General features: G+C 66.5%; 28 protein-coding genes, 1 tRNA gene and 1 pseudogene. 12 read left to right on the top strand and 18 right to left on the bottom strand.

The features are described 5' to 3' along the window. Positions 1 to 151: 151 nt before the first annotated feature. From ACO2SS_RS08855 to ACO2SS_RS08810, 10 genes and pseudogenes are all read right to left on the bottom strand, one after another. Positions 152 to 379, bottom strand: coding sequence for a hypothetical protein (locus ACO2SS_RS08855; RefSeq protein WP_423277261.1), 228 nt, complete (start codon positions 377 to 379; stop codon positions 152 to 154). A 240-nt stretch (positions 380 to 619) separates the two neighbouring features. Then, entirely contained in the window at positions 620 to 892 is a 273-nt protein-coding gene (locus tag ACO2SS_RS08850) for a hypothetical protein (RefSeq protein ID WP_423277260.1), read from the bottom strand. After that, positions 889 to 1,128 carry a hypothetical protein gene (locus ACO2SS_RS08845; protein ID WP_423277258.1) on the bottom strand — a complete coding sequence of 80 codons (240 nt, stop codon included), beginning with the start codon at positions 1,126 to 1,128 and terminating at the stop codon, positions 889 to 891. Before ACO2SS_RS08845 ends, ACO2SS_RS08850 begins: the two co-directional genes overlap by 4 nt. Next, positions 1,125 to 1,553: a DUF5681 domain-containing protein gene (locus ACO2SS_RS08840; RefSeq protein ID WP_423277257.1), complete on the bottom strand. Its 429-nt coding sequence runs from the start codon at positions 1,551 to 1,553 to the stop codon at positions 1,125 to 1,127. The genes ACO2SS_RS08845 and ACO2SS_RS08840 overlap by 4 nt, the downstream gene beginning before the upstream one ends. A gap of 318 nt (positions 1,554 to 1,871) precedes the next feature. Continuing rightward, a complete protein-coding gene (locus ACO2SS_RS08835) occupies positions 1,872 to 2,615 on the bottom strand; it encodes a hypothetical protein (protein ID WP_423277255.1) in 744 nt (247 codons plus the stop codon). A gap of 2 nt (positions 2,616 to 2,617) precedes the next feature. Further along, positions 2,618 to 3,073, bottom strand: a complete 456-nt coding sequence (locus ACO2SS_RS08830) for a hypothetical protein (protein ID WP_423277496.1) — start codon at positions 3,071 to 3,073, stop codon at positions 2,618 to 2,620. A gap of 234 nt (positions 3,074 to 3,307) precedes the next feature. Further along, positions 3,308 to 3,475: pseudogene (locus ACO2SS_RS08825) on the bottom strand (helix-turn-helix domain-containing protein); the annotation flags it as partial. Positions 3,476 to 3,591: 116 nt separating this feature from the next. After that, positions 3,592 to 3,720, bottom strand: coding sequence for a hypothetical protein (locus tag ACO2SS_RS08820; RefSeq protein ID WP_423277253.1), 129 nt, complete (start codon positions 3,718 to 3,720; stop codon positions 3,592 to 3,594). A gap of 116 nt (positions 3,721 to 3,836) precedes the next feature. Next, positions 3,837 to 4,145 carry a helix-turn-helix transcriptional regulator gene (locus tag ACO2SS_RS08815; RefSeq protein ID WP_423277252.1) on the bottom strand — a complete coding sequence of 103 codons (309 nt, stop codon included), beginning with the start codon at positions 4,143 to 4,145 and terminating at the stop codon, positions 3,837 to 3,839. A 2-nt stretch (positions 4,146 to 4,147) separates the two neighbouring features. Then, the gene (locus ACO2SS_RS08810) at positions 4,148 to 4,372 is read right to left on the bottom strand and encodes a hypothetical protein (protein WP_423277251.1); all 225 of its coding nucleotides are present in this window, start codon (positions 4,370 to 4,372) and stop codon (positions 4,148 to 4,150) included. 133 nt (positions 4,373 to 4,505) lie between these two features. Here ACO2SS_RS08810 and ACO2SS_RS08805 point away from each other — a divergent pair, with 133 nt between their 5' ends. The 7 genes from ACO2SS_RS08805 to ACO2SS_RS08775 all read left to right on the top strand — a co-directional run bounded on the left by ACO2SS_RS08805 (position 4,506) and on the right by ACO2SS_RS08775 (position 12,111). Then, a complete protein-coding gene (locus tag ACO2SS_RS08805; RefSeq protein WP_423277249.1) occupies positions 4,506 to 5,105 on the top strand; it encodes a TraY domain-containing protein in 600 nt (199 codons plus the stop codon). 149 nt (positions 5,106 to 5,254) lie between these two features. Next, on the top strand, positions 5,255 to 5,431 hold the full coding sequence (locus ACO2SS_RS08800; RefSeq protein ID WP_423277248.1) for a hypothetical protein: 177 nt from the start codon (positions 5,255 to 5,257) through the stop codon (positions 5,429 to 5,431). Further along, positions 5,428 to 5,712, top strand: a complete 285-nt coding sequence (locus tag ACO2SS_RS08795) for a hypothetical protein (RefSeq protein ID WP_423277247.1) — start codon at positions 5,428 to 5,430, stop codon at positions 5,710 to 5,712. Before ACO2SS_RS08800 ends, ACO2SS_RS08795 begins: the two co-directional genes overlap by 4 nt. 2 nt (positions 5,713 to 5,714) lie before the next feature. Continuing rightward, complete coding sequence (locus ACO2SS_RS08790; RefSeq protein WP_423277246.1) at positions 5,715 to 6,569, top strand: hypothetical protein; 855 nt, start codon at positions 5,715 to 5,717, stop codon at positions 6,567 to 6,569. A 3-nt stretch (positions 6,570 to 6,572) separates the two neighbouring features. Continuing rightward, the gene (locus ACO2SS_RS08785) at positions 6,573 to 8,444 is read left to right on the top strand and encodes a hypothetical protein (protein ID WP_423277245.1); all 1,872 of its coding nucleotides are present in this window, start codon (positions 6,573 to 6,575) and stop codon (positions 8,442 to 8,444) included. Further along, positions 8,445 to 11,099, top strand: a complete 2,655-nt coding sequence (locus ACO2SS_RS08780) for a hypothetical protein (protein ID WP_423277244.1) — start codon at positions 8,445 to 8,447, stop codon at positions 11,097 to 11,099. A gap of 724 nt (positions 11,100 to 11,823) precedes the next feature. After that, positions 11,824 to 12,111: a hypothetical protein gene (locus ACO2SS_RS08775; RefSeq protein WP_423277242.1), complete on the top strand. Its 288-nt coding sequence runs from the start codon at positions 11,824 to 11,826 to the stop codon at positions 12,109 to 12,111. A 111-nt stretch (positions 12,112 to 12,222) separates the two neighbouring features. Here the strand turns inward: ACO2SS_RS08775 and ACO2SS_RS08770 are convergent, their stop codons facing one another. Further along, a complete protein-coding gene (locus tag ACO2SS_RS08770; protein ID WP_423277240.1) occupies positions 12,223 to 12,717 on the bottom strand; it encodes a hypothetical protein in 495 nt (164 codons plus the stop codon). Continuing rightward, complete coding sequence (locus ACO2SS_RS08765; protein ID WP_423277239.1) at positions 12,714 to 13,424, bottom strand: SH3 domain-containing protein; 711 nt, start codon at positions 13,422 to 13,424, stop codon at positions 12,714 to 12,716. Before ACO2SS_RS08765 ends, ACO2SS_RS08770 begins: the two co-directional genes overlap by 4 nt. Here ACO2SS_RS08765 and ACO2SS_RS08760 point away from each other — a divergent pair. Beyond that, positions 13,423 to 14,034, top strand: coding sequence for a hypothetical protein (locus ACO2SS_RS08760; RefSeq protein ID WP_423277238.1), 612 nt, complete (start codon positions 13,423 to 13,425; stop codon positions 14,032 to 14,034). The genes ACO2SS_RS08765 and ACO2SS_RS08760 overlap by 2 nt on opposite strands. Positions 14,035 to 14,286: 252 nt before the next feature. Here ACO2SS_RS08760 and ACO2SS_RS08755 read toward each other — a convergent pair whose 3' ends face one another. Together ACO2SS_RS08755 and ACO2SS_RS08750 are read right to left on the bottom strand one after the other, a co-directional pair. Then, positions 14,287 to 14,472, bottom strand: coding sequence for a hypothetical protein (locus tag ACO2SS_RS08755; protein ID WP_423277237.1), 186 nt, complete (start codon positions 14,470 to 14,472; stop codon positions 14,287 to 14,289). A 145-nt stretch (positions 14,473 to 14,617) separates the two neighbouring features. After that, the gene (locus tag ACO2SS_RS08750) at positions 14,618 to 14,803 is read right to left on the bottom strand and encodes a hypothetical protein (protein WP_423277236.1); all 186 of its coding nucleotides are present in this window, start codon (positions 14,801 to 14,803) and stop codon (positions 14,618 to 14,620) included. 159 nt (positions 14,804 to 14,962) lie between these two features. Between ACO2SS_RS08750 and ACO2SS_RS08745 the strand changes: the two genes are divergently transcribed. Both ACO2SS_RS08745 and ACO2SS_RS08740 read left to right on the top strand, forming a co-directional pair. Then, positions 14,963 to 15,292, top strand: coding sequence for a hypothetical protein (locus ACO2SS_RS08745; RefSeq protein ID WP_423277235.1), 330 nt, complete (start codon positions 14,963 to 14,965; stop codon positions 15,290 to 15,292). Positions 15,293 to 15,379: 87 nt separating this feature from the next. After that, positions 15,380 to 15,676: a hypothetical protein gene (locus ACO2SS_RS08740; protein ID WP_423277234.1), complete on the top strand. Its 297-nt coding sequence runs from the start codon at positions 15,380 to 15,382 to the stop codon at positions 15,674 to 15,676. Positions 15,677 to 15,757: 81 nt separating this feature from the next. On the opposite strand, the gene ACO2SS_RS08735 is transcribed toward ACO2SS_RS08740, so the two are convergent. The 4 genes from ACO2SS_RS08735 to kynU all read right to left on the bottom strand — a co-directional run bounded on the left by ACO2SS_RS08735 (position 15,758) and on the right by kynU (position 19,320). Then, on the bottom strand, positions 15,758 to 16,624 hold the full coding sequence (locus ACO2SS_RS08735) for a prephenate dehydratase (protein ID WP_423277233.1): 867 nt from the start codon (positions 16,622 to 16,624) through the stop codon (positions 15,758 to 15,760). A gap of 236 nt (positions 16,625 to 16,860) precedes the next feature. Then, positions 16,861 to 16,937: transfer RNA gene (locus tag ACO2SS_RS08730), tRNA-Arg, on the bottom strand. 188 nt (positions 16,938 to 17,125) lie between these two features. Continuing rightward, the gene (gene kynA, locus ACO2SS_RS08725) at positions 17,126 to 18,094 is read right to left on the bottom strand and encodes a tryptophan 2,3-dioxygenase (protein WP_423277231.1); all 969 of its coding nucleotides are present in this window, start codon (positions 18,092 to 18,094) and stop codon (positions 17,126 to 17,128) included. Continuing rightward, entirely contained in the window at positions 18,091 to 19,320 is a 1,230-nt protein-coding gene (gene kynU, locus ACO2SS_RS08720) for a kynureninase (RefSeq protein WP_423277230.1), read from the bottom strand. The genes kynA and kynU overlap by 4 nt, the downstream gene beginning before the upstream one ends. Before the next feature lie 136 nt (positions 19,321 to 19,456). Between kynU and ACO2SS_RS08715 the strand changes: the two genes are divergently transcribed. After that, entirely contained in the window at positions 19,457 to 20,257 is an 801-nt protein-coding gene (locus ACO2SS_RS08715; RefSeq protein ID WP_423277229.1) for an alpha/beta fold hydrolase, read from the top strand. A 77-nt stretch (positions 20,258 to 20,334) separates the two neighbouring features. Beyond that, complete coding sequence (locus ACO2SS_RS08710) at positions 20,335 to 21,564, top strand: acyl-CoA dehydrogenase family protein (RefSeq protein WP_423277490.1); 1,230 nt, start codon at positions 20,335 to 20,337, stop codon at positions 21,562 to 21,564. The last annotated feature ends 47 nt before the right edge of the window (positions 21,565 to 21,611 follow it).

Raw genomic sequence — 21,611 nt, 5'->3', positions numbered from 1 at the left:
CGCGGCTCTCACCGGCGGGCGCTAAGCCCTACTCGATCACAGCGCCGGACTGTCTGCCGGGACGGGTGCGGTTGGAGTCGAGGGTCGCTCAAGCCGAGGCGAGTCCAACTCTCTGAAAGAGATATGGTGTCGACCAGACCCCGTTCAAGGGTCAGCCGGGCAATGCGGCCGAGGCAAGCCACTCCTCTTCCGTCAACTCGGGACTGTGGAAGCAAAGGACGCGGCCGGAGACGTTCGCCCGCCCGCTCGCGACGTAGTGGCGCCAGTTTTCGAGCGCGTCATCGGGGATCTCTGGGCTGTCGGATAGGATCATGTCCGGGGCCGCGGTGTGCCGATCCCGCTCGAGGCGGATTACGCGGCGTTCGATGTCACGGCTCATGCGCGCCTCCCCTCGACCGCCAGGCGGATATTCCGTAGCTCTAAGCCGAGCATAGCGCGCCCCCTACCCCAGTGACGACCAGCACCGGATTCCTGCCTGTCAGGCGTCCTGCGGCGCCGTGAGCGGCAAGCTGCCGGTCAGCATCGGCACGGTCTGCTGCGAGCACGATGATGGCCTCCCGCGGGATAGCATCCCTCCTGGCCTGTTCCAGGCGGGAGAGGCGGCGCGCGAGGGATGTGGTCACAGCGAACCTCCTCGCGCAATCCTCATGAGCCGAGCATCGAACATGCGGGCGAGCCGGGGATCGTGTCCGTGCTTCGAGTAGCCGGAGACATCGAAGACGATTGGTGCTTCGGCGGTCTGAAACCAGGTAACGAACGCCTCCGTGGCCGGCCCGGGCTTCGCCTCGCGGAGGATGGCGATCCGTTCCTCGTCAGTCATGCCGTGCAGGGCGATGACATTTGCAGGGTCCGCCTCAAGCTTGCGCAGGCGGTGCTCAAAGGCCGTGCTCATGTGTCCGCCCTCACAGCGGCCTGCAGCACCGCCATATGCCGCGCGTGCACCGCGTCACTGATGTCGGCCGGCTTGCACCCGAGCAGCCTGGCGCTGATCTCGCGTACGCGCTCTGGGTCGCTCAGGACTTCGCGGATCATGGCGTCCCGCTCCGCCTTCGTGCGCCGGTCGCCGGAGATGCGCCTGTGCTTGTCCTCAACGGCCTTTAGCCGGCGCTGGATCTGAGCAGGGATCATGGACGGCCCTCCTCAAGGCGCGCCAGGCGCTGGTGCAGGTCTACGGCTTCCACGGCCCGGACATGGGCGTCGACCAGCTTCCCGAGCTCTGCGGCTTCGGACGGAGTGAGGTCGCCGGCAGCAACGGCCGCGAGCAGGGCGCCGGTCGCCTTCGTCAGATCTTCCGTCTTCTCGATCGCCGGCAGCGCGAACTTGATGGGGCGATCCTTCCGAACGGGGATCAGGCGCTCGAGGCAGAGCCGCAAGCCGGTCGGATCGCCTGAAAGGGCCATCTCGGAGGCCTTCCGGACGATGTTCTCCGCGTCGCCGGCAAGCAGTTCCTCAAGAGCACGGGTGGCACGATTCCTCGTCCCGGGCGCCTTACCGTTCGGATTGCCGCTCTGGCCCGGCTTAAACCGGCCGCGGTGGGTGGCCTTCATCGTCATGACTCAGGTGTCCTACCACAAAATCACGGTATCATAGTACCGCCTGCAAAAGCAGACGGAAAGCAGGACAGGCGCTGGAGAGACTGGCGGATCATTGAGGCTTCTCCGCAGACCGGCTGTCGATCTCTCTCCAGCGCGCTTCGAGGTCAGCGAAGTCCCGGGGCGAGAGGATGGACCGAAGGCGCTCGCGGCTCGCCTCCTGCTCGTTCTGGATCTTCCGCAACTCGGCACAGGCGCACTCGCCAAAGTGAGCACCGCACGACACGCATCGGACGGTCTTGAGGATCAGCCGGTCGAGAGGCGAGGCACGGCGTCCCATCAACCCGCCCCCACGGTCGTCTGACCCTCGAACACCTGCAGCATCCGATGGCTGAGCTTCGGCCATCCTGAGCCGCGGTAGGTGTTCTCCTGCTCGGTCGCCCAAAGGAGCAGAGCAGGCTGCTCAGCGAGGATATCGAGATACGGCTCGACGAGCTTGGGCCGGCGGGCAAGGGAACGGGCCATGGCTGCCTGCCATTCGTCTTTGGCCCGCTCTTCCCCGACACGCGGCCGTCGTTCCCGCGTCCAGGTCGGGAGGGCCTTCAGGCGCTTCAGCACCTCGGGCTCGAGTTCCCTGGCCGCTTCTTCGCGGGCCTGGCTCTCACGAGCGGCCGCGGCAGCCTCCTCCTGCATTTGGCGGATGGTAGCTTCACGCTCCTGGTGCATGATCGCCTCCTGAGCGTCGAAGCAAGCGCTCTCGTAGCGACGTATCCGCTTCTCGCACCACGCCACGAGTTCGGCGATGCGCGGCAGATATCGCTGCTCGCGAACGATCCCAACTTTCGGGTCCGCCATCTCCTCGATGATCAACGCCGGGAAGTCCTCGAGCGCCAGTATGGCCTGGTCCAGGAAGTCCTGCGGATTGGCGAAGTCCTTCGGTACCGGATATGCGCCGATGATCTGCTTCAAGGCCTCGCCGACAAGCGATCCAGCCGGCCGGCCGAGCTCAGCCTGAACCTTTGCGATCCCGCGCTGAAGCTCGGCTGGCGTGAGACGGAGCGCGTTGTCACCGTCAAGGGGCAAGTTCAGTCGACACGCTGATACTCCGCTTCGATGATGAGACCGCCTTCCCGCCGACGCGAGGGTGAGCCGAAATCGAGTTGAGACCAAGCATGGATAGCCTCCTTTCCGTTCGGGGAGCTTGAGGTGGGTTGAGTGTCGGGCTCGTCAGCCCAGCAGCCCTTGTTCAGCCAGACCTCGGGGCTTTTGATGTATCGGCGGTCGGTTCCGCGGGCCTCGCACTGCCGGCGGTAGGCGTCGGCCCCGGCGTTGAGCAGTTCTGCGGTCGCAGACCGGGCTTTCAGGACGCTGCCGAAACGTCGTCGGGCTCCGAGCTTGTCGACGTGCTTGGGGTACCTGGGCCACCAGTCCGCGAACGCTTGGTCGATTTCAGCTTCGCTTTGACCTGCTTTCGAGGGCCGAGGTTGCTTGGTTGCGGGAGATATCTCTCCTGGGTTCCAGTTCACGGGTTTATTGTTCATGGGTTTGGGTGCACCGCCGTGCACCGGGGGAGGTGCATCTCTGTGCACCGGGGGTAGTGCATCGTCGTGCACCGGGGTGGTGCATGGCCGTGCACCCGGCCCCGGTGCATCCAGGTGCACTCCGGGGGGTGCATCTCCGTGCACCGGGGGGTGGATGCGAAAGCGGTTCGTCACCCAGCCATTTGGCTCGGTCGGATCGCCGCCTCGGACCCTAGCAACGGAGACCCACCCGTGCTGCTCGAGGTCCCGGATGGCGTTGATCGTCGCTCTACGTCGCAGGCAGGCGGCCTGGGCCAAGGTCGCGTAGCTTGGGAAGCACTCGCCCGACTGCCCGTTCACGAAGCCAAGCAGAGCGATGCCGACAGCCCGCGTGCTCGGCCGAAGCCGAGGGTCGCGAAGCAAAGCTTGAGTGAGATCGGCCTTCTCGCCGAGGGAGAGCGCGCTCAAGGCAGCCCTCCTGAACCGGTGTTTCGGAAGGCCTCCGGCCCGGCGGCGTGGAGGGGAACGGTGGCCATTGCTCAGGCCCTCCGAACACAGGGCGTCAGCTCGATCGTGGCGAGCGCGCGAGCGACGGCGAAGGGGATGCACCGCCTGCGCACCAATGCGAGGGCGAGACGCTGGATGGCGATATCAAGTTCGGGTGACATGGTCCGATCCTTCTTGGGATCGGCGTCAGAGGGCTTGGCGCGAGAGGGGCGAACTGTTAGATCAGAGCTGCTTACACACCGATCTGAGTTCGATGCCATCGGCCGGGAGAGCCCTCCTAGCCGGTGGTTTCGTTCTGAGCGGATGCACGGGCCAACTCGGCGGCCCGATGCGGGAAGCAGCGGGAGGCTGCCCAGGCCCGGCACGCGTCCGGGCTATAGCGGATCAGGCGGGGACCGATCCGATGAAAGCCGGGACCAGTGCCGTCCCGGTCGTATCTCTCCAAGGTGCGGGTGCTGATCCCGAGAAGGTTCGCTGCCTCCGCCCGGGTGATCAGGCTTTTCGGGCCAGTAGTGATGCCGAACTGGTCGCTGGCCGACCTGCCGGCCTTCCGGCCCGTGATTTCGGCTGCGGGTACGGCCGACATGTTCAAGCCGCCTCCGATCGGGAGGCGCCCGCGACCTCGGGGAGTTTCAGCAGCTTCCGGGCGATGTGTGCCGGAATGGTGATGCGCTTCCCGATCTGGATAGCCTCGATCTCTCCCCTACTGATTGCGCGGTAGAGCGTGGCGGGGCAGACGCCCGCCGCCTTCGCGAGGGGGCGGACGTTGACGCTCCCTCCTTCTCGTAGGGCCTTCTGGATTGCGTCGTTCATCGTCAGGGGCTCCCCGTGCGAGTGAATCATAGACGAAACACCTGAGCGTTATCGCGGCGGCACAGGTTGCTTGTCAAGTGGCTGAATGATAGACGCTACACCTGTTCACAGCCGCGACAGGGGAGACGGAAGAATGCCGAAGCGGGTTGTCCCAGAGGGGGAGGGGAAGCGCGTTCCGGTGATGTCGCGCACGACGAAAGAATTGCGGGCCAAACTCGAGGAAGCCGCGGCTGCCTCCGGGCGCTCGCTGGGGCAGGAGGTTGAGTACCGGCTAGAGCAGTCTTTCGCCCGTCCGCCGAGCACCACTGAATTGCTAGGTGGCCCTGGCCCGGCCCTGCTTGCCAAGCTTGTCGCGGTCACTACCCAGGCCGTTCAGGCTCAAACCGGGGCTTCCTGGGAAACGGACCCCAGGACGCGCTCAGTTCTGTATCGCGCTCTCAAGGCAACGCTTGTAGGCACTCTGGGGGATGGCGAACATCCGCTGAGCAATGACGAGGCCGATCGGGAGGGCTTCCTTCTCGGTCACTCGGTTATGGAGTTGCTGCGGCAACGAGGCGCCGGCTCCCTATTTCCCGCCTTCTCGATCATCGGGGAGCCAGAGGAGAAGAGGCAAGCCAAACTGGCCGAATATGAACGCGAAGCGAGCACGCCCGGGACCTTCGCTCACATGATGCGGCACCCCGAAGCGTATCCCCTCAATCCTGAAGAGCCGACTGAAGCCTTCGAAAAGTAGCGGCATTTATCACAGATTGTGATAGCAAGCCGGCCACATCATAAGAACAGAGCAGCTAAAGCGACGGACGCCACAGAGGCAATAACAAACAATCGTAAGACATAGACCGTCGTTTGTGGTGTATTCCTGGCTGAATACGAGACCAGGACATGAAGCCAGCGTTTAAGGCGCTCATTCAAATCCGGACAGAGCCGGAATTGCGCGCGGCGATCGAGGCCGCTGCCGAGCGCGATCGGACGAGCATTTCCGAATACCTGCGGCGCGAGCTGCGGGCGGTTGTTTCCGGCTCGCGGGGCTCCGCTCAGCAATCCGCGAGGGCGGCATGAGCGCGGACCTCGACCTTAGCCCCGCCTTCACTCCGGGGGTTGGGTCTCTCCAATCCCCGGCTGCGCTTGCGCCTCTCAGCGAGCATCATCTGGTCGCGGCAGCTCTGAACGTTCAACTGGTTCAGACCCACACGGCCACGCTGCTGACGCGGTTCATGACGAATCCGCGGGCCGAGGGCGAGATCCTCGGGTTGCTCGTCGATCTGCAGAGCGCGCTCGAGCGGGCCGGGGGTGCGTATCGCGCGTACTGCGAAGTCCGCTCTTGCGTGGGGAGGGCGTGATCGTGGGACTTTTCGACGCCTTCGACGCAGCTGGCACCCGCCGCGGCATGTGGGCCGGCATCAACGTCAACAATCAGGCCCTGGGCCAGATCGTCCCGATCGCTGACGCTGCCAAGCAGGAGACTTTCCAGCAGGCGACAAACGCGCTTCAGGGCGGGCTCTACTCGCTCGGGCAGGGCTATGACACGGCTCGAGCCGAGTACGGCGCAGCGCGGGACATGTACGCCCCGTTTGCCGAAACGGGGCTCCGTGGCTTCAATCTCTACGCGGACACGCTCGGGGCGAATGGCCAGGCCGGCTATGACAACGCGGTCGCGAGCTATCGAAAGTCCCCTGGCTATGACGAGATGGTCCGTGGCGCGACTGACGCGGTCGCCCGGCAGCAATCAGCAACGGGCTCGCTCGCATCCGGCAACACGCTCCAGGCCATTGCCGATCGGGGCGCGCACCTTGCGAACCGCGAGTTCACCGGGTGGCAGGCAGGCCTCGCCGGTCTTGGCAACATGGGCCTCCAGGCGATCGGGCAGCAGGCGGGCCTCACCAAGGGACTCGGGGACCTAGCGACGAACTACGGCACGGCTCAGGCGAACCTCTTTGGCCAGAGCGCAGACCGGAACATCGGCGCGATCAACAACTACACGGGCACTGTCGGCGGGGCTTTCGCCAACAACGCGGCGCAGAACTCGAACCTGCTCCTTCAGGGCGGGCGAGCTCAGGACGCGGCGAGCGGGAACCTCTGGGGGGCGATGCTGGGCGGAGCAAATCTCCTGGCTGGTGGGCTCGGCCGCACGGGTGGGCTCTCCAATCTATTCGGGGGCTCCCGCTTCACCATCGACCCCAACGAGAGCTGGACGTAAGCCATGGCATTCGCTGATTTCTACCAGGGCTTCGCGGGGCTCGGGAAGGCCTATTACGACGGCCTCGACGAGTACACGAAGAAGCAGACCCTCAGCAGCCTCGGCGATCTCGCGTCGAGCGGGGACTACGCGGCGGCGGCGAAGCTCGGCTTTGCTTCTGGCAGGCCTGAGCTTGGACTTGGGCTGCTTCAGCTCGGGCGGGAGACGCAGGCCGCGGCGGAGTTCGGGCGCCTCATGGGGGGCGGCTCGCCTTCGGCTTCGGTGGCGGCCCCGGCGGCTCCGTCCGGTGCCCTCCCGACCCTTGCCGGCGGTGGCGGACAGTCCATGCGGCAGCCGGCAGATCCCGCAATCCGCGGCAGGTTCATCGACACGGTCAAGGCCGGCGGCCTGACGAACCCGCATGCTCTCGCTGTCGTGGACGCATACGGGCAGGCCGAGAGCGGCTGGAACCCTGGCAACGTCGCCCGGACGTGGTCGGACCCGAGCCAGTCGGGGCAGCCTGGCACGTCGGGCGGACTGTTCTCGTGGCGCGGGCCGCGTCTTGCCGCCATGCAGGCCGCCACGCGTGGAGCAGAGGACCCGATCGTCGCCCAGGCGAAGTTCTTCCTGACCGAGAACCCGGAGGTGACGGTCGCCCTCCAGAACGCGAAGAGCGTGGAGGAGGCGCACCAGATCCTCGCGAATGCATGGCGCTTCTCCGGCTACGACCAGCCCGGGCAGGGCGAGTACCAGAAGCGCTACAACATGGCGCGCTTCCTCTCGCGTCGGTATGCCGGCGATCCGCCGGCACCGCAGCCGGCCGCGGGCGGCGAGCAGGTTGCGCAGGCGGATTTGCCCGCTCAAGGCGGCCGTGAGGTCCAGCAGTTCACCATCCCGGGCGATCCGAGCCAGATCCCGATTCCCGCGAACATCACGCAGCGGATGACGCAGCTCCGGCAGGCGCTCGCCATTCCCGGGCTCCCCGCCGCGCAACGGCAGGTTGCCCAGGCCGAGATGAGCCAGCTTCAGCAGGAAGCCCAGCAGTATCGGACCAACGAGTTCGCGCGGCTTCGTGAGGATCGGCGGGAGGCGCAGCGCACCGAGCGCGAGCGCGTCAGGACGGTTACGGACCCGGCCGAGCGCACGTCGCTAGGCGTGGATCCAAACTACAAGGGCGTCGTGCAGGTCGATGGGAATGGCCGCGTCACTCTTCCTGGGAAGGCGACGAATGAGGTGAACGTCGACCTCAAGGGGGAAACGGAGTTCACGAAGAAGACGGCTGGGGCGATGGCAGAACGGTTCGACGCCATCTCGAAGGAAGGTGATGCCGGCCGGCTCGACAAAGCCATGCTAGGCCAGCTTCAGGCGTACGGCGAGGTCATCAACAACGACACGCTGCCTGCCGCTCGCGCGAAACTCGCCGAGTTCGGGATCAAGATCGGCGCCGACATCGGCGCAGTCGAGGCCTACGGCTCCCTTATAGACAAGCTGGTTCCGGCGCAGCGCATCCCAGGTTCGGGCACCACGTCTGACTTCGACGCGAGGGGCTTCAAGGCATCCCTGCCCAGCCTGATGGCCACGCCTGAAGGGCGAGGCCTGATCAATAGGACGCTCCAAGCGCTCGCGGACGACAAGGTAGCACGGGCCGAGATTGCCGACCGTGCGATTACAGGGGAATTGAAGCCCGCGGACGCCATCCGCGAGCTTCGCGCGCTCCCCGCCCCGAACCTCGCGTTCAAGTCGGGCCTGTCGGAACTCGCGAAGTCAGGAAAGCTCGGGGCAAAGGCGCAAGACAGCGCTCCCGCGCGCCAAGCGGTGCCCGCCGGAACGCAGAAGCTGCTTCAGCCGGGTCAGGAGTTGGTCCGCAACGGTGTTACGATCCGGAGGATCGACTAGGTGCCTACCTTTGAGATCAGCGACGGCAGTGGGCGCTATCAGGTCACGGCGCCTGATGAGAATGCAGCCTTTGAGGCGTTCCGCAGCATGTCGTCGGCTGCCCCGCCTGCCCCTGAAAAGCCGAGCGTCGCCGCAGACATCGCGGGTGGCGTTCAAGGCGGGGTTATCCGCGGTGCCGCCGGCATGGCGGGCCTGCCGGGATTCGCGGTTGGGCTGCTACAGCAAGGCGCCGACGAGGTGAGCCGCCAGACGGTTGGTCGCGTTTATAACCGCTTTGCGCCGGGTGGGACCGGGGCATGGGACCAGGATGCTCGCCCTCGGCAGGAGCACTGGACGGACCAGCTTTCGCCCACCTCCGTCCTGCCGCAGCCGCAGGGGGCCACCCGGGCCGTGGAAGGCGTGATCGGCGAGACGTACCGCCCCCAGACGATCGCGGGGAAATATGCCGCCTCTGTCGGGGAGATGGCAGGCGGGGGGCTCCGCGCGGTTCCATCTCTCGCCGCGGGCCTCCTTAGTGAGGGGGCGGGGCAGGCGACGGAAGGGACGGCCCTTGAGCCTTGGGCGCGTGCTGGGGGAGCGATTGTGGGCGGCCTAGGGGCGGCTGCGCTCTCCCGCCCCACGACCGGTGCCCAAGCAGTCGCAGACTTCACGGAAAGGATGGCGCCGGCGCAGGTCGATGCGATCGAGGCACTTATGTGGGATGCCGCCGCACAGGGCGTTCCACTCACGCGCGCGGAGGCGGCCCAGGCCGTTACGGGCGGGTCAACCCGCCTTGGTGATCTCCAGCGGCTTGTGGAGGGGAGAGGCGAGCTTCGGGAGTTCATGGCGCAACGGCCCGCGCAGGTCGAAGGGGCCGCCCGGAGGGCCTTCGATGACGTAGCCCCTCCGATTACGTCCCCGACGCAACTCGGCCGAGAATTGCAAGATGGGGGGCAGGCAGCTGTCGCACGCACGCCGGAGGCGCAGGCTCTTGAACAAGCCAGGTGGGCAGCCGGCCCGCGCGTGACCCCTGAAGAGGCAGGGCGGGTCATCCAGCCCGAACTACGTCAGGTCTACGAGCGCCGCGAAGGAATGCGGGCTGCCTTGGGCGACCAGGACTATACCGCCGCCCGGAACGCCCCGGCCGAGATCCCGCTTGATGGCGGGTTCGGGTTCCGCGACGTGACCAAGCACTACGATCGCCCCGGCCCTGGCATCTTCCTCGACCCCGTCGAGCGGGAGGCAGCCACGCAGCAGTGGATGGCGGCGAACAACGTGACCGAGCGTATGCCGGTCATTGGGCTTGCGCCAACACGGTTCGGGCAGGCCGATGTCACGACCGTCTTGGAGCACCTCGACGAGGTTCTCGGCACTGCGAAGGGGTCTGTCCGGCAAGGGCTTGAAGCGGCGCGGAAGGCGCTGTTCACCAACACGGGGGAACTGGACACCACGATCGCAGGCCTGCATGGCTCTCGCACCGCGATCACGGACCTGATCGACCAAGCGAAGCGGGCTGGCGCAAATGGCGCCGTGCGGGAACTAGAAGGCGCGCTCGGGACCCTAGACCAGGCGCTAGAGCGGGTCCCGGCCTATGGTCAGGCGCGCCGCCACTTCGAGGCAGCAAGCCGTCCTCTCGCCCCCTTTGGCGACACCAAAGCCCCCGGCCGGATCGTCGAGCGCGATCAGTACGGGAAAGAGTTCGTCCTACCCGTTGAGCGCGTCCCCGCCGCGATAGACCAGGGATCGTCCGCCGCCCGTGACTTCTCCTCGGTCGCGTCGGACCCGGCTCGGCGCGCATATGAAGGCCACCTGACGACGCGGGTGCTCGATGCGGCAACGGACGGGGGCGGCAACGTCTCTGCCGACGCTCTGCGGAGCCTCATGCGGGACAACGAGGACATCCTCCGGCAATTCCCAGACGTGCGGGACCGCTTGGGGGCGGTCGCGATTGCGCGCGACGGCCTCGCGCGGGTTGAGCAGACCTTCATCGGGCGTCTTGCGAGCCGGCCGGACGTGCGCGCCGCGATGGATGCGCTCTTCCCGGCCAATCCTGTCCCTGGGAGCGCAGGGGAGGTACTCGATGCCGTCTCAGCCCTCGCGAAGAGCCAGCCGACTGCCGCCCGGCAACTGGTCCGAGCGCACGCCGAGAGCACCTTCAATCACGCCGCACGTTCGCTGACTGCGGGCGACAACCAGTTTGGGGGGGCGAAGTTCGTCTCGCAGTTGAAGGGCAACCGCCAGCAGGCCGAGAACCTCGCAGCGGCGATCCGTGGGCTCCCGGGCGGGGATGCCATACTACCCGGGTTCGATAGGTTCCTCGAAATAATGGCGGCGACAGGCCAGCGGCAGCGCCCCGGCTCTCTGACCGCGTACAACATCGAGGCGCTGAACGAATTGAAGGGGGGCGGCGCAGTGGGCACTAGCCTCACGATGGCAGCTGGCGCCGGCACCCAGCTCCCGCGAAAGGTGCTTGAGCGCTTCCAGCAGTGGAACCTTGGGCAAAACACTGCTGAGATCGCCCGTATCCTAACCGATCCGGCGGCGGCCCCGCTCTTCCGGCATCTGGCTACTGCCCAGCCTGGGGCGGCTCGGACCAATGCGCTGTTGGGGCGACTCGTCAGCATGGCCGGGACTAGCGCGGCGGCGGCGGAAAGGTCGCGCCAGCCAGTCCCATAGATTGACACTCACCGCCGTCAGAAATGCCACGATGATCACGCTCAGGATCAAGGCCCCGATCGGATGGATCGGGTCAGGTCTAGGCGCGCTCGCGAACATCCACGTCAGCCCGATCACGGCGGCTGACTGAACAAGCATCCAGGCGAAGCGGCTCACCCCTGCCGCTCCTCAGTAGCAAGTTGTCGTGAAACCAAGACGAGTGCAGGTGACAGGGTGGGGGTCCGCTGCACGGGCGAGACTTCTCGCGTTCATGGCCTGCAAGGCGAGTGATGCTGAGGCCGCTTGGCGCGAGCGCTCTTCCGCCGTGATTCGAGACATCGCGGTCGCGAACTGAAGGTCATAATCAGGCTGGGTAATCTGCCCGGCGTCTAGCTTCGCCGCCAAGGACGCCCGCGTGGCAATCCTGAGGTCAAGAAGGTCCGGGTGGGGGTAAGTCGCGCGGACCAAGTTATCGGCCTCAGTTAAGCAGGCAGCCTGCGCAGTCATTGTTCGGAACTGGCGGCCCGCACAGGCGGCGTGAGCGCTGTTGGCGGCGTCCCAAGCAGCCCGGCCCGCAGCCTGCCTTTGCTCAGCTTGGTCTCTACTGACGCTGTTGCAGCCCGAGATCCCGACAGAAAGTGTCGCAAGTAACAAAGCGTAGGCGAAGCGCATCCCGCCAGTCTACCCGATCCGACCCAAGCCACCTAGAGAGAAGGTGAGAGAATGCTACGGACGTCTGGGCTCAATGGACGGGGCAACCCGCTGTGCAGCGGACATTCCGCCAAGTCTCGGCTCAAACCTGCGGGCAAGCCTCGTCGAACGCGTCATCGAGCATCTTGAGCGCAGCCTCGACTTCGAACACTACGAGCAGCGCCCGGCCGAACCGTCCGACACCTCTGCTGACGTCAAGTCGCATAGCCGTCCGCTCCGCCCCAATACTAAGCCGCTGAATCGACCATGCCGTCAGGCGCCGACGCAAAGCGTCATAGCGCCGATTTTTGGCACCATTGCAGATTTTGTCATCCAGAACTGACAAACGGCTGCGCTCGCCCGGCCCGGTTCGGTTAGGGCGAGAGCCTTCACCTGAAACCGTTCGATTTGGAGTACCTCTTCGCTCATCGCTGCCGCTTGCTCCCCTTCGTGCTCATTCACCGAGCTGAACGATCTTGTCGAACGCTGCCAGCTTCGCCGCCCGAAGCGTAGACCATCTTCGTTTCGAGAAGATCGGCTCACCGCCGAGCGGCGCGACAGAGGCCGCCCATGCGCCTGCCCGCGAGAACACCGTCACTCGGTAACCATAAGCCCTGATTGTCGGGTTGCCGTTCTGCGAGACGCGCCAGCCTTTCCGACTCAGCCAGCGTGCGCGGCGAGCTGCCGCGTTTCTCATCCGCTTGTCGCGGTCGGCCGCGGCGGATGGGTCGCCTTCCATGTGCCCGGCGCAGACACATCCGCAAGCCAACGTGCCCCCATAACGAGGATGGCTCATGTGGTGCACGTAACGGATCTCCTGCGCCTCGCACATCTCACACACGGCCGCGAGTTCGCCGAGATCTTCGATGTCGTCGCACGTCCAGCCGCGATGCGGGACGCCGGCCTGGCCCCACTTGCCATAGCCGTTCTCTGGGCCTTCGCGGCTCATCGCATCGCTCCGCCCCGCGCCTGGCGTGACCGGTGAGCGTCGATCATCGCGGGCGTCACGTCCGACTCGTAGCAGAGCGGCGATCGGCCTTTCGGTTTGGAATACGCGCTCCGTCGCCCGCACGATCGGCCAGCTCGGTCCCGGCTGTACGGACAGGCACACGACCCAGGGTAGCTCGCGAGCGACTGCCTGATCAGAAGCGCCGCTATCGCCGCCGTGGCGACAGCGGAACCGCTTGGGGTCGCAATCTCCTTTACTGGTTCACCGGAACGCTTCTGGGCCGGCGGTGCCGTGTCCTGCAGGCGCCGGGCATCGATCCACCCCTCGCGGACGGTGAGAGGGTGCCGCACCCTCACCCAGCCGTCCTTCCGCTCGATTTCGCCGATGGCCTCTCCGTCCGAGAAGCGATCGAGGATAGGCCCGTTCTTGCGCGGCTCGGACCGCAGCGGAACGTCCTTGCCTCTCACGTAGACGGTTCGGGCCGTAGGTTCGTACGCCGCGGCCGAAGGTGCAGCTGATGTCGCGCTCGGCAAGGCTGCCGGCGCGTACACCGGTGCCCACGACGGCGAACTGTTCGCGGACGAAGCTGTGAAGGTCACCGAGGGCTGTAGATGCGCGCCGTTGCCGGGCGCCTTCTTGTCAGAGACGCACCACCCGAGAGGAAGCAGGATCAGCAGGAGCGGCCACGCTCCGCCGCGACGTGCCATGCCCGACGTTCACCGTGATGTCCTAACGGGCCACGGGTATATGCAAGGAGTCAACGATCAATCCGAACGCCAGATGATCACCTTCCCCAAGAAGCTCACTCCAGGTCTGCTTGCTTTCTGCCGGTCGATCTCCTCCGAGCGGCCAGTTGTCGTTCGATCAAAACCGCACGCCGACGCGCGTCCATCCGAGTGCTTCAACAACGTGCTCCACTCAGTAGCTATCTCGGGAGGAAGCACAGCTTATGGATGGGCAATCTGGTCCATTCCCGGCATCTACTTCGAAGCTGAGCATCACGGTGTCTGGCGCGATGATGGGGGAAAGCTGCTCGACGTCAGTCCTCAGCTGAGAGGAGCCGGAAAGATACTCTTCCTTCCTGATCCAATGGCCGTCTTCGAGCCGGGGCGATACCGACCGAACGTGATCGGGCCGGCCACGGCAGGAAAGCTCGCAGCCGAATTCGTGGAACTCGCCACGCGACGAAACGCGATCCGAGACAGCTACCGCCGGAGCGGCGTCAGTTTGACGACCTTCACCGTCGATGATCAGATCGAGCTCGCGCGGATAGAGGGGCGCTTGAGGCAGCTCCTCGCCTATGCCGGTATCTCGTAGGTCCAGCACGTAGCGAAGGCGCCAGATCATCGTCGCCACCGCCAGGCGATCTTCCGGGCTCCGGCGACAGAGAGGCGTCGGCGGGCCGGCACGAAGGCTATATCGCGCTTATCCACCCACCCGGCTTGATTCCTGAATCGAGATAGCCGAACGGCTTCGGCTCGCCCCCTCGAACATACACGCATCCGCAGTAGGTGCATCGCTGCGGCGCGCAGCTGGTCGCAACGATCTTCGACTTGTCCAAGCCCTTGATCACGACGTCCGATCGGCCTCGTCCCGGGCCAGCCGCAAGCCCTTCAGCCGGGCCGTATTGTCGTCCCTGGCCTGGATCTGGGTCTCGCGCTCGCTCAGCGTCTTCTCACGAGCTCGAGCTTGGCTCTGCAACTTCTCGAATTCGGCGTCGGCCTTGGCGCGTGCGCTCCTAGTGTGATCATTCAAGGCCGCTTCTTCCCGGATTTCATGCTGGGCATTGGTCGACCACCGCGATTGTCGTTGGATGGCGGGCGGGAGCGGCGTGTCATGCGCCGAACCCTACCCGATTCGTGGTCATCAGAACTGCACCCTCACGCAGTCGAGTGCGAGATCACCCAGGTCTAGGGTCAGCAGCGGAGCGCCTCAGAGCAGCACAGATATCTGTGCTGATGTTATCGAGGACGGGGCAGGCATTGGCGATGTACCAGTCGCGCACGGCGGGCTGGGAAGGTGCGACCGTCATCGCGACGATGATGAAGCCGCCGACGATCGCAAGCAGGACAATAATCAGTCTCACGCGCGTGCCCTTTCAACGGGCGATCAACCCGGAGGCATGTTGAGCGTTCCGGGTTAGGTTAGCCGGTCATCCGTGGGCGGTGTAGAAGGTTGAGATCCTTCTCAGCTGCGGCCGAGGCGCTGACCCGCACCGCAGCTTAACCTTCTTATCCCGGAGCTGATGGTGAGTCTGAAAAAGGTCCTGCTTGTGCTGTCAGCCGTGGTGATGGCCTTCGCTGTTGCGGGCACATTCGAAGATCCGACCGAGGACGGGATGTCGGCAGTCGCGGCTCAATCTTCCCCTGACGTTCAAGTTGAGGCACGCCGGCTGGCCAGAGAGTCGGAGCAGCTTGCCCGAGCCGAGCGTGACAGGAGGATCGAGGTTGCAGTCGCGGCCCTCCAGTCAGAGGGGGTGTCCCGAAAGGAGATCCTTCGGCATTTCACGGATGAGGTTCTGGACACGGTCGATCTGGACGATCTGTGCCACGAGCGACTCGTCGAGCCGCAATGATGACCCTGGTTGCATCGGCAGAGGGATCGAACCGCTGCCGGCTGGCGTACGTTCTGAGGTGAGCAGCGTCAGCCATGGAGCCGTGACGTGTACCTCGCCCGCTTCTCCTACGGCATCAGGCCAGCCGACCGGGAACGAGCCCTCGAGCTGATCCGCCGCGAGGTGGCCGCCGCGCAATCGGAAGGGCTGAACGCCCGGCTACTCATCCCGCTCACCCGTGCTCAGGGTGGCCCTGCGCTTCAGTTCGAGGTGGAGCTGACGAGCCTCGATCAGCTGGACGGCCTGAGGCAGAGGACGCCGAAAGAGGGCGAGGGAGACTGGATGCGCGATTTCAGCCAGATCCTCCTCACGCCGCCAGCGGTCGAGGTTCTCCGCGTCGGCTGAGGTTTGGCACTCCAACCTGAAGGCCAGATCAGGTCCAGGACCGTTTTCCTCAGAGGACGATCCTTGGATCACAGGAAGCCCTCATCTGGCTGTGTAGGCGCCGACCAGAGTGTGCGGAATCTTCTCAAGTGTCGTCCGTACCTCTGCCAGCGGTACTGGACGCTGGCTCGAAGCCGCTATTGCGTAGCGGAACGTGAAGGGCGGGCCGGGTAGGGGCGCTGAGTTCACGAAGGTGACACGGAAGCCTAGTCCGTTCAGGGCCGCGATCGCTGCTCCGAGGTTTGCCGACCGTCCGGGTGCTTCGACCAGCAGGACCACACGGTCGGGCGCTTCGGATGGCTCAGACGTTCCAGATCCAATGACCCAGAACAGGGTGGTGTTGTTCGGATCGTCCTGAATGCCCTCGGCGAGAGCGACAAGCCCGAAGAGCGGCATGGCTGCCGGCCCGGCAACAGCGGCGATCGTTCCGTCGCCCGCTGCAACCTCGCGAGCCGCTGCCGCTGTCGAGGCCGTCTCGACCTGTTGCAGGTTCCCGAAGTCCCGGCGCAGGACAATGGAGGCCTCTTTGAGCGCGTTCGGGTGCGAGAGCACCTTTCGGAGATCCTCCTTCCTCGTTCCCGGCTTAACGAGAAGGTTGGAGAGGATCGGCAGCTCAACTTCCCCAACCACCCGCCAGCCTGGGTCTGGAGCACGAAGAAGTGCGGCGTGGGATGCCGCGGGGAAGCTGCTGACAGTTGCCGCGATCGGGAGAATGCCGAGGCGAGCCCGACCTGCCGCTACGGCTTCGGTGACCGCGCCGAGGCTCTCCTCAGTCGTTGGTTCCACCGCAATGCCGCGTGCTGAGCGAACGGCGAGCGCTGCCTGCTCCGAGTAGGTGCCACGAGGACCGAGGTAGGCGAGTTCAGACACCTGCGATGAGGCGGACGTGGAAAGCGGCAGCGCAGCCATCAGCAGGAGGCCGCTGAGCAGGGATTGGCACCGAAGAACGCGGGAATGCGGCACGTGGCTAGTTCCTCCGGCTGTCCCAGGGGGCTGTCGATTGTGCCTAGTATGGATTGTAGGATGCAGGCTGGCCAGATTGCCCGAACAGGATCGCGGCAGATCCGAAATGCTGCTGGCCGGGTCCGCGTGGGGTCCGCAGAAAAGTCAGGCTGCGGCGGACCTCGGCTAAGTCATTGATTTAATGGCGCGCCCGAAAGGATTCGAACCTCTGACCCCCAGATTCGTAGTCTGGTGCTCTATCCAGCTGAGCTACGGGCGCCTGTCGGGGGCGGCTCGTGGCGCCTCGGACGAGCGGTGAGATAAAGGCTCTTGGGCGGCTTGGCAACCGGTCTCGGCAGGTTTGGGCGGAAGCTTTCCACCGAAAGTGTCTCCCGGAAGGGCAGGGGGCGGCCGGGTGCCTCTGCGGCCAGCCCCTGCGGCAGGGCGGCGGCGAGCCTGGATGGTCCGTCAGAGCTCGGTGCGAAGGCGCCACAATTCCGGAAACAGCACCACGTCCAGCATCTTGCGCAAATAGGCGACGCCGGCGGTCCCGCCCGTGCCGCGCTTGAAGCCGATGATGCGCTCGACCGTCGCGACGTGGCGGAAGCGCCAGAGCCGGAACGCCTCCTCCACGTCGACCAGCTCCTCGGCGAGCTCGTAGAGGTCGAAATGGCGGTCGGGCTCCCGGTAGACCTCCGTCCAGGCGGCGAGGATCGAAGCGTCCTCCGGCATGTGCTCGCGCAGGTCGCGCTCGAGAACCCGTGGCGCGATCGGAAAGCCCCTTCGGGCGAGGCAGCGAACCGCCTCGTCGTAGAGCGAGGGCTCGGCATAGGCCGCCTCGACGACCGCCAGCCGGGCGGGATCGTGCCGGTGCGGCTCGATCAGGGCCGCGTTCTTGTTGCCGAGCCGGAACTCGATCGCCCGGTACTGAAAGGATTGGAAGCCCGAGGAATTGGCGAGATGCGGGCGGATGACGCTGTATTCGGAGGGCGTCATGGTCGCGAGCACGCTCCAGGCATTCACGAGCTGCTCCATGATGCGCGAGACGCGTGCCAGCGCCTTGAAGCCCTGCGGCAGGTGGTCCTCGCGGAGCGCCGCGATCGCGCCGTCGATCTCGTGCAGCATCAACCGCATCCAGAGCTCCGAGACCTGGTGCTGGATGATGAAGAGCAGCTCGTTGCGGTCCTCGGAGAGCGGATGCTGGGCCGCGAGGATGCGGTGGAGGTCGAGATAATCCGCGTAGGACATGTCCCGGCGGAAATCGAGCTTGGCGTCGTGCCAGGCCGAGGTTTCCCCTCCCCCTTGTGGGGAGGGGGCAGGGGCGGGGGGCGTGCCGGACGGAACCGCGGGGGTGCCTTCTGCCGGCCCCCCACCCGGCCCTCCGCTCCGCTCGGGCCACCCTCTCCGCGAGGGGGAGGGGGCATCGCTCCCGCTCACGTGACCGCTCCCGCCTCGACCGGCGCGAGGTCGCGCCAGGCTTGTGTGCCGATGACCTCTTCCATGGCCAGGACTGCGTCGTAGATGTCGGCGAAGCGAATATAGAGCGGCGCGAAGCCGAACCGCATCGCGTCCGGCGCGCGGAAGTCGCCCACGATGCCGCGGGCGATCAGCGCACGCACGATGCCGAAGGCCTCCGGGTGGCGGAGCGACACGTGGCTGCCCCGGCGCGCTGCCTCGCGCGGCGTTGCGAGCGTCACGCCGAACCGCGCAAGCCGCTCGTCCGTGAGTGCGATGAACAGGTCGCAGAGGGCTCGGCCCTTGGCGGCGACCTCGCGCATCTCGACGCCGTCGAACGCCTCGAGCGCGGCCTCGAAGGCGAGGAGCGACAGCATGGGAGGGGTGGAGCAGAGCGCCGCCCGGATGCCGGGCGCCCGGGCGAAGCCGTCGTCGAAGCGGAAGGGGTCGGCATGGCCGAACCAGCCCTGGAGCGGCTGGTCGAAGGCGGCCTGGTGCCGCTCGGCGACGAAGACGTGGGAGGGCGAGCCCGGGCCCCCGTTCAGGTACTTGTAGCCGCAGCCCACGGCGAAATCCGCGCCCGAGCCGTCGAGGTCCAGTTCGACCGCGCCGGAAGAATGCGCGAGGTCCCAGATGGCGAGCGCGCCGGCCGCGTGGATCGCCGCGGTCACGGCCGCCATGTCCTGCATCGCGGCCGTGCGGTAGTTCACATGGCTGAGCGTCGCGACCGCCGTCTCCTCCGTCACGGCGGCCGCGATCTCGCCGGCGGGCACGAAGCGCGCCGCGAGGCCGAGCATCCGGGCGGCGCTCTCGACGATATGGTTGTCGGACGGGAAATTGCCGGCCTCGGCCAGGATCTCGCGCCGCCCGGGCCGCATTCGGGCCGCGGCGACGAGCAGCTTGAAGAGGTTCACCGAAATCGAATCCGTGACCGTCACCTCGCCGGGCTTCGCGCCGAGCAGGCGGGCGAGTTTCGCGCCGGCCCGGCCCGGCGCGGTGTACCAGCCGGCTTTGTTCCAGGAGGCGATCAGGTCCCCGCCCCATTCGCGCGCGATCACGTCGTCGATCCGCGGCCGCACGGATTTCGGCAGCGCACCGAGCGAGTTGCCGTCGAGATAGATCACGCCCGCCGGCAGCTCGAAGCGCTCGCGGGCGAAGGCGAGGGGATCGTCCCGGTCGCGTGCGAGGCAGGCGTCGCGCTGGATCATCTCGGCTCCGTGACTGCCCGGCCGGGCGCCATTACAGACGATCCCTGAAGGCTAGACCGGAATGCTTGAAGCTTAAAAGATCTTCTTTTCATCCCGGGCGGCCACGTTATCGTGCAGACGAACGGGAAGAGAGCAGATGGACCAGGCGACGACGACCCCGGACGGGCGCTTCAGCTATCTGGCTGCAGGCGCGCCGGATTCCACGCCGGTCGTATTCCTGCACGGCGTCGGGGGCGGCGCGCGGCTCTGGACGAACCAGCTCCGGAGCTTCGCACCGCGTTTCCGGGCCATCGCGCTCGACCTGCCGGGCTATGGCGGGTCGCAGCCGCTCCCCGAGACGAGCATGAGGACCTATGCCGAGGCGGTCGCGGCTTTCGTCGCGGCGCTCGGCCTCAGCGAGCCGGTGCTGGTCGGGCATTCGATCGGCGGCATGATCGTCCAGACCTACATGGCCGAGGCGCTCGGGCCTGTCCGGGCGGCGGTGCTCGCGCAGACGACGCCCGCCTTCGGCGGCAAGGATCCGCGCTGGGCGGAGGAGTTCGTGGCCGCCCGCCTCGGCCCGCTCGACCGGGGCGAGACGATGCAGTCGCTCGCGCCGACCATCGCGGCTTCCCTGCTCGGCGAGGATCCCCATCCGGGCGCCTTCGAGCTCGCGAAGGCATCGGCCGCCGCGGTGCCGGAGGAGACCTGGCGGGCGAGCGTGCTCGCGCTCGTCGGGTTCGACCAGCGCGCGGCGCTCGCGCGGATCGCGGTTCCGACCCTGGCCGTTGCGGGCTCCAAGGACGGGAATGCGCCTGCCCCCACCGTCGCCAAGATGGCCGAGAAGATCCCGGGCGCGGAATATGTCTGCCTCGACGGCATCGGCCACCTCGCCTTCGCGGAGGCGCCGGACGCCTTCGATGCCGCGGTCCTCGACTTCCTCTCGCGCCGTCTCTGAGCCAAGGATTTCCCGTGAGCACCAGCGCCCCGGACCTTTTCGAAGCCGCCGCCGCGCCGGCGGATCTCGATCCACCTCTGTTCGACCCTAAGGCGTTCCGCCTCTCCGCACACACGGCCGCGCTGGCCGACCGGGCTCGGGCGCTGGCCCAGACGGTCTTTGCCGGGCGCGCGGCCACCTATGACCGCGAGGCCCGCTTCCCGACGGAGAACTACGCGGACCTGCACAAGGCGGGTCTCCTCGGGATCTGCATCCCGAAGGACCAGGGCGGCTCCGGCGCCGATTACCGGACCTACTCGATCGTCGCGGCCGAGATCGGCCGCTATTGCGGCGCGACGGCGCTCTCCTGGAACATGCATGTCTGCTCGACGCTCTGGTCGGGCGCGATCGTCGACGACCTCGACCTGAACGAGGTCGAGCGTGCGGAGCACGAGGCCCGGCGCGCGCTGCATTACCGGCGCATCGTCGAGGACGGCGCGATCTACTCGCAGCCCTTTTCCGAGGGAGGTGCGGCCGCCGCCGGCGGCGTCGCCTTCGAGACGCGGGCGGTGCCGACGGAGGGGGGCTGGCTCGTCTCGGGCAAGAAGATCTTCGCCTCGCTCGCCGGCCATGCCGATTACTACGGCATCCTCTGCACGGAGGTGGGGCCGGACGAGAGGGCGTCGCGGCGCAATACGCTGTACCTCGCGATCCCGGCCAAGGCCGAGGGTGTCTCGGTCGTGGGCGACTGGGACCCGCTCGGCATGCGCGGGACGGTCTCGCGCACGCTGATCTTCAAGGACGTGTTCGTGCCGGAAGACGCGGCGCTGATGCCGCGCGGCACCTATTTCCAGGCGGCTTCGCGCTGGCCGCACATGTTCCTGACGCTGTCGCCGACCTATGTCGGCCAGGCGCAGGCCGCCTACGATTTCACGGTGCGTTATCTCCGCGGCGAGCAGCCCGGCACGCCGCCCGTGAAGCGGCGCCAGTACCCGACCAAGCAGATCGCCGTCGCCGAGATGCGGATCAAGCTCGAGCAACTGAAGGCGACCTGGTTCCAGGCGATCTCGGAGGCCGGTCCCGACCCGTCAAAGGATCAGGTGATCCGGGCATGGGCGGCGCAATACGCCGTCATGGAGGGGGCGAACGACATAGCGCGCCTGGCGATCCGGACCTGCGGCGGCCAGTCCATGCTGAAGTCGCTGCCCCTCGAGCGCATCTACCGCGACAGCCGTTGCGGCGCGCTCATGCTCCCCTGGACGGCCGAGCTCTGCGTCGACCGGATCGGCCGGGCGGCGCTCTACGAGCCCGGCGAGACGGACGAGTGAGGATGAGGGCATCGTCCCCTCTCCCCGTGCAGCGGGGAGAGGTCGAG

This window comes from Enterovirga sp. CN4-39 (assembly GCF_049446235.1).
Classification (GTDB): Bacteria; Pseudomonadota; Alphaproteobacteria; order Rhizobiales; family Beijerinckiaceae; genus Enterovirga.
The sequence above is the reverse complement of the archived record's forward strand: the minus strand, read 5'-3'. Positions and strand labels throughout refer to the sequence as shown.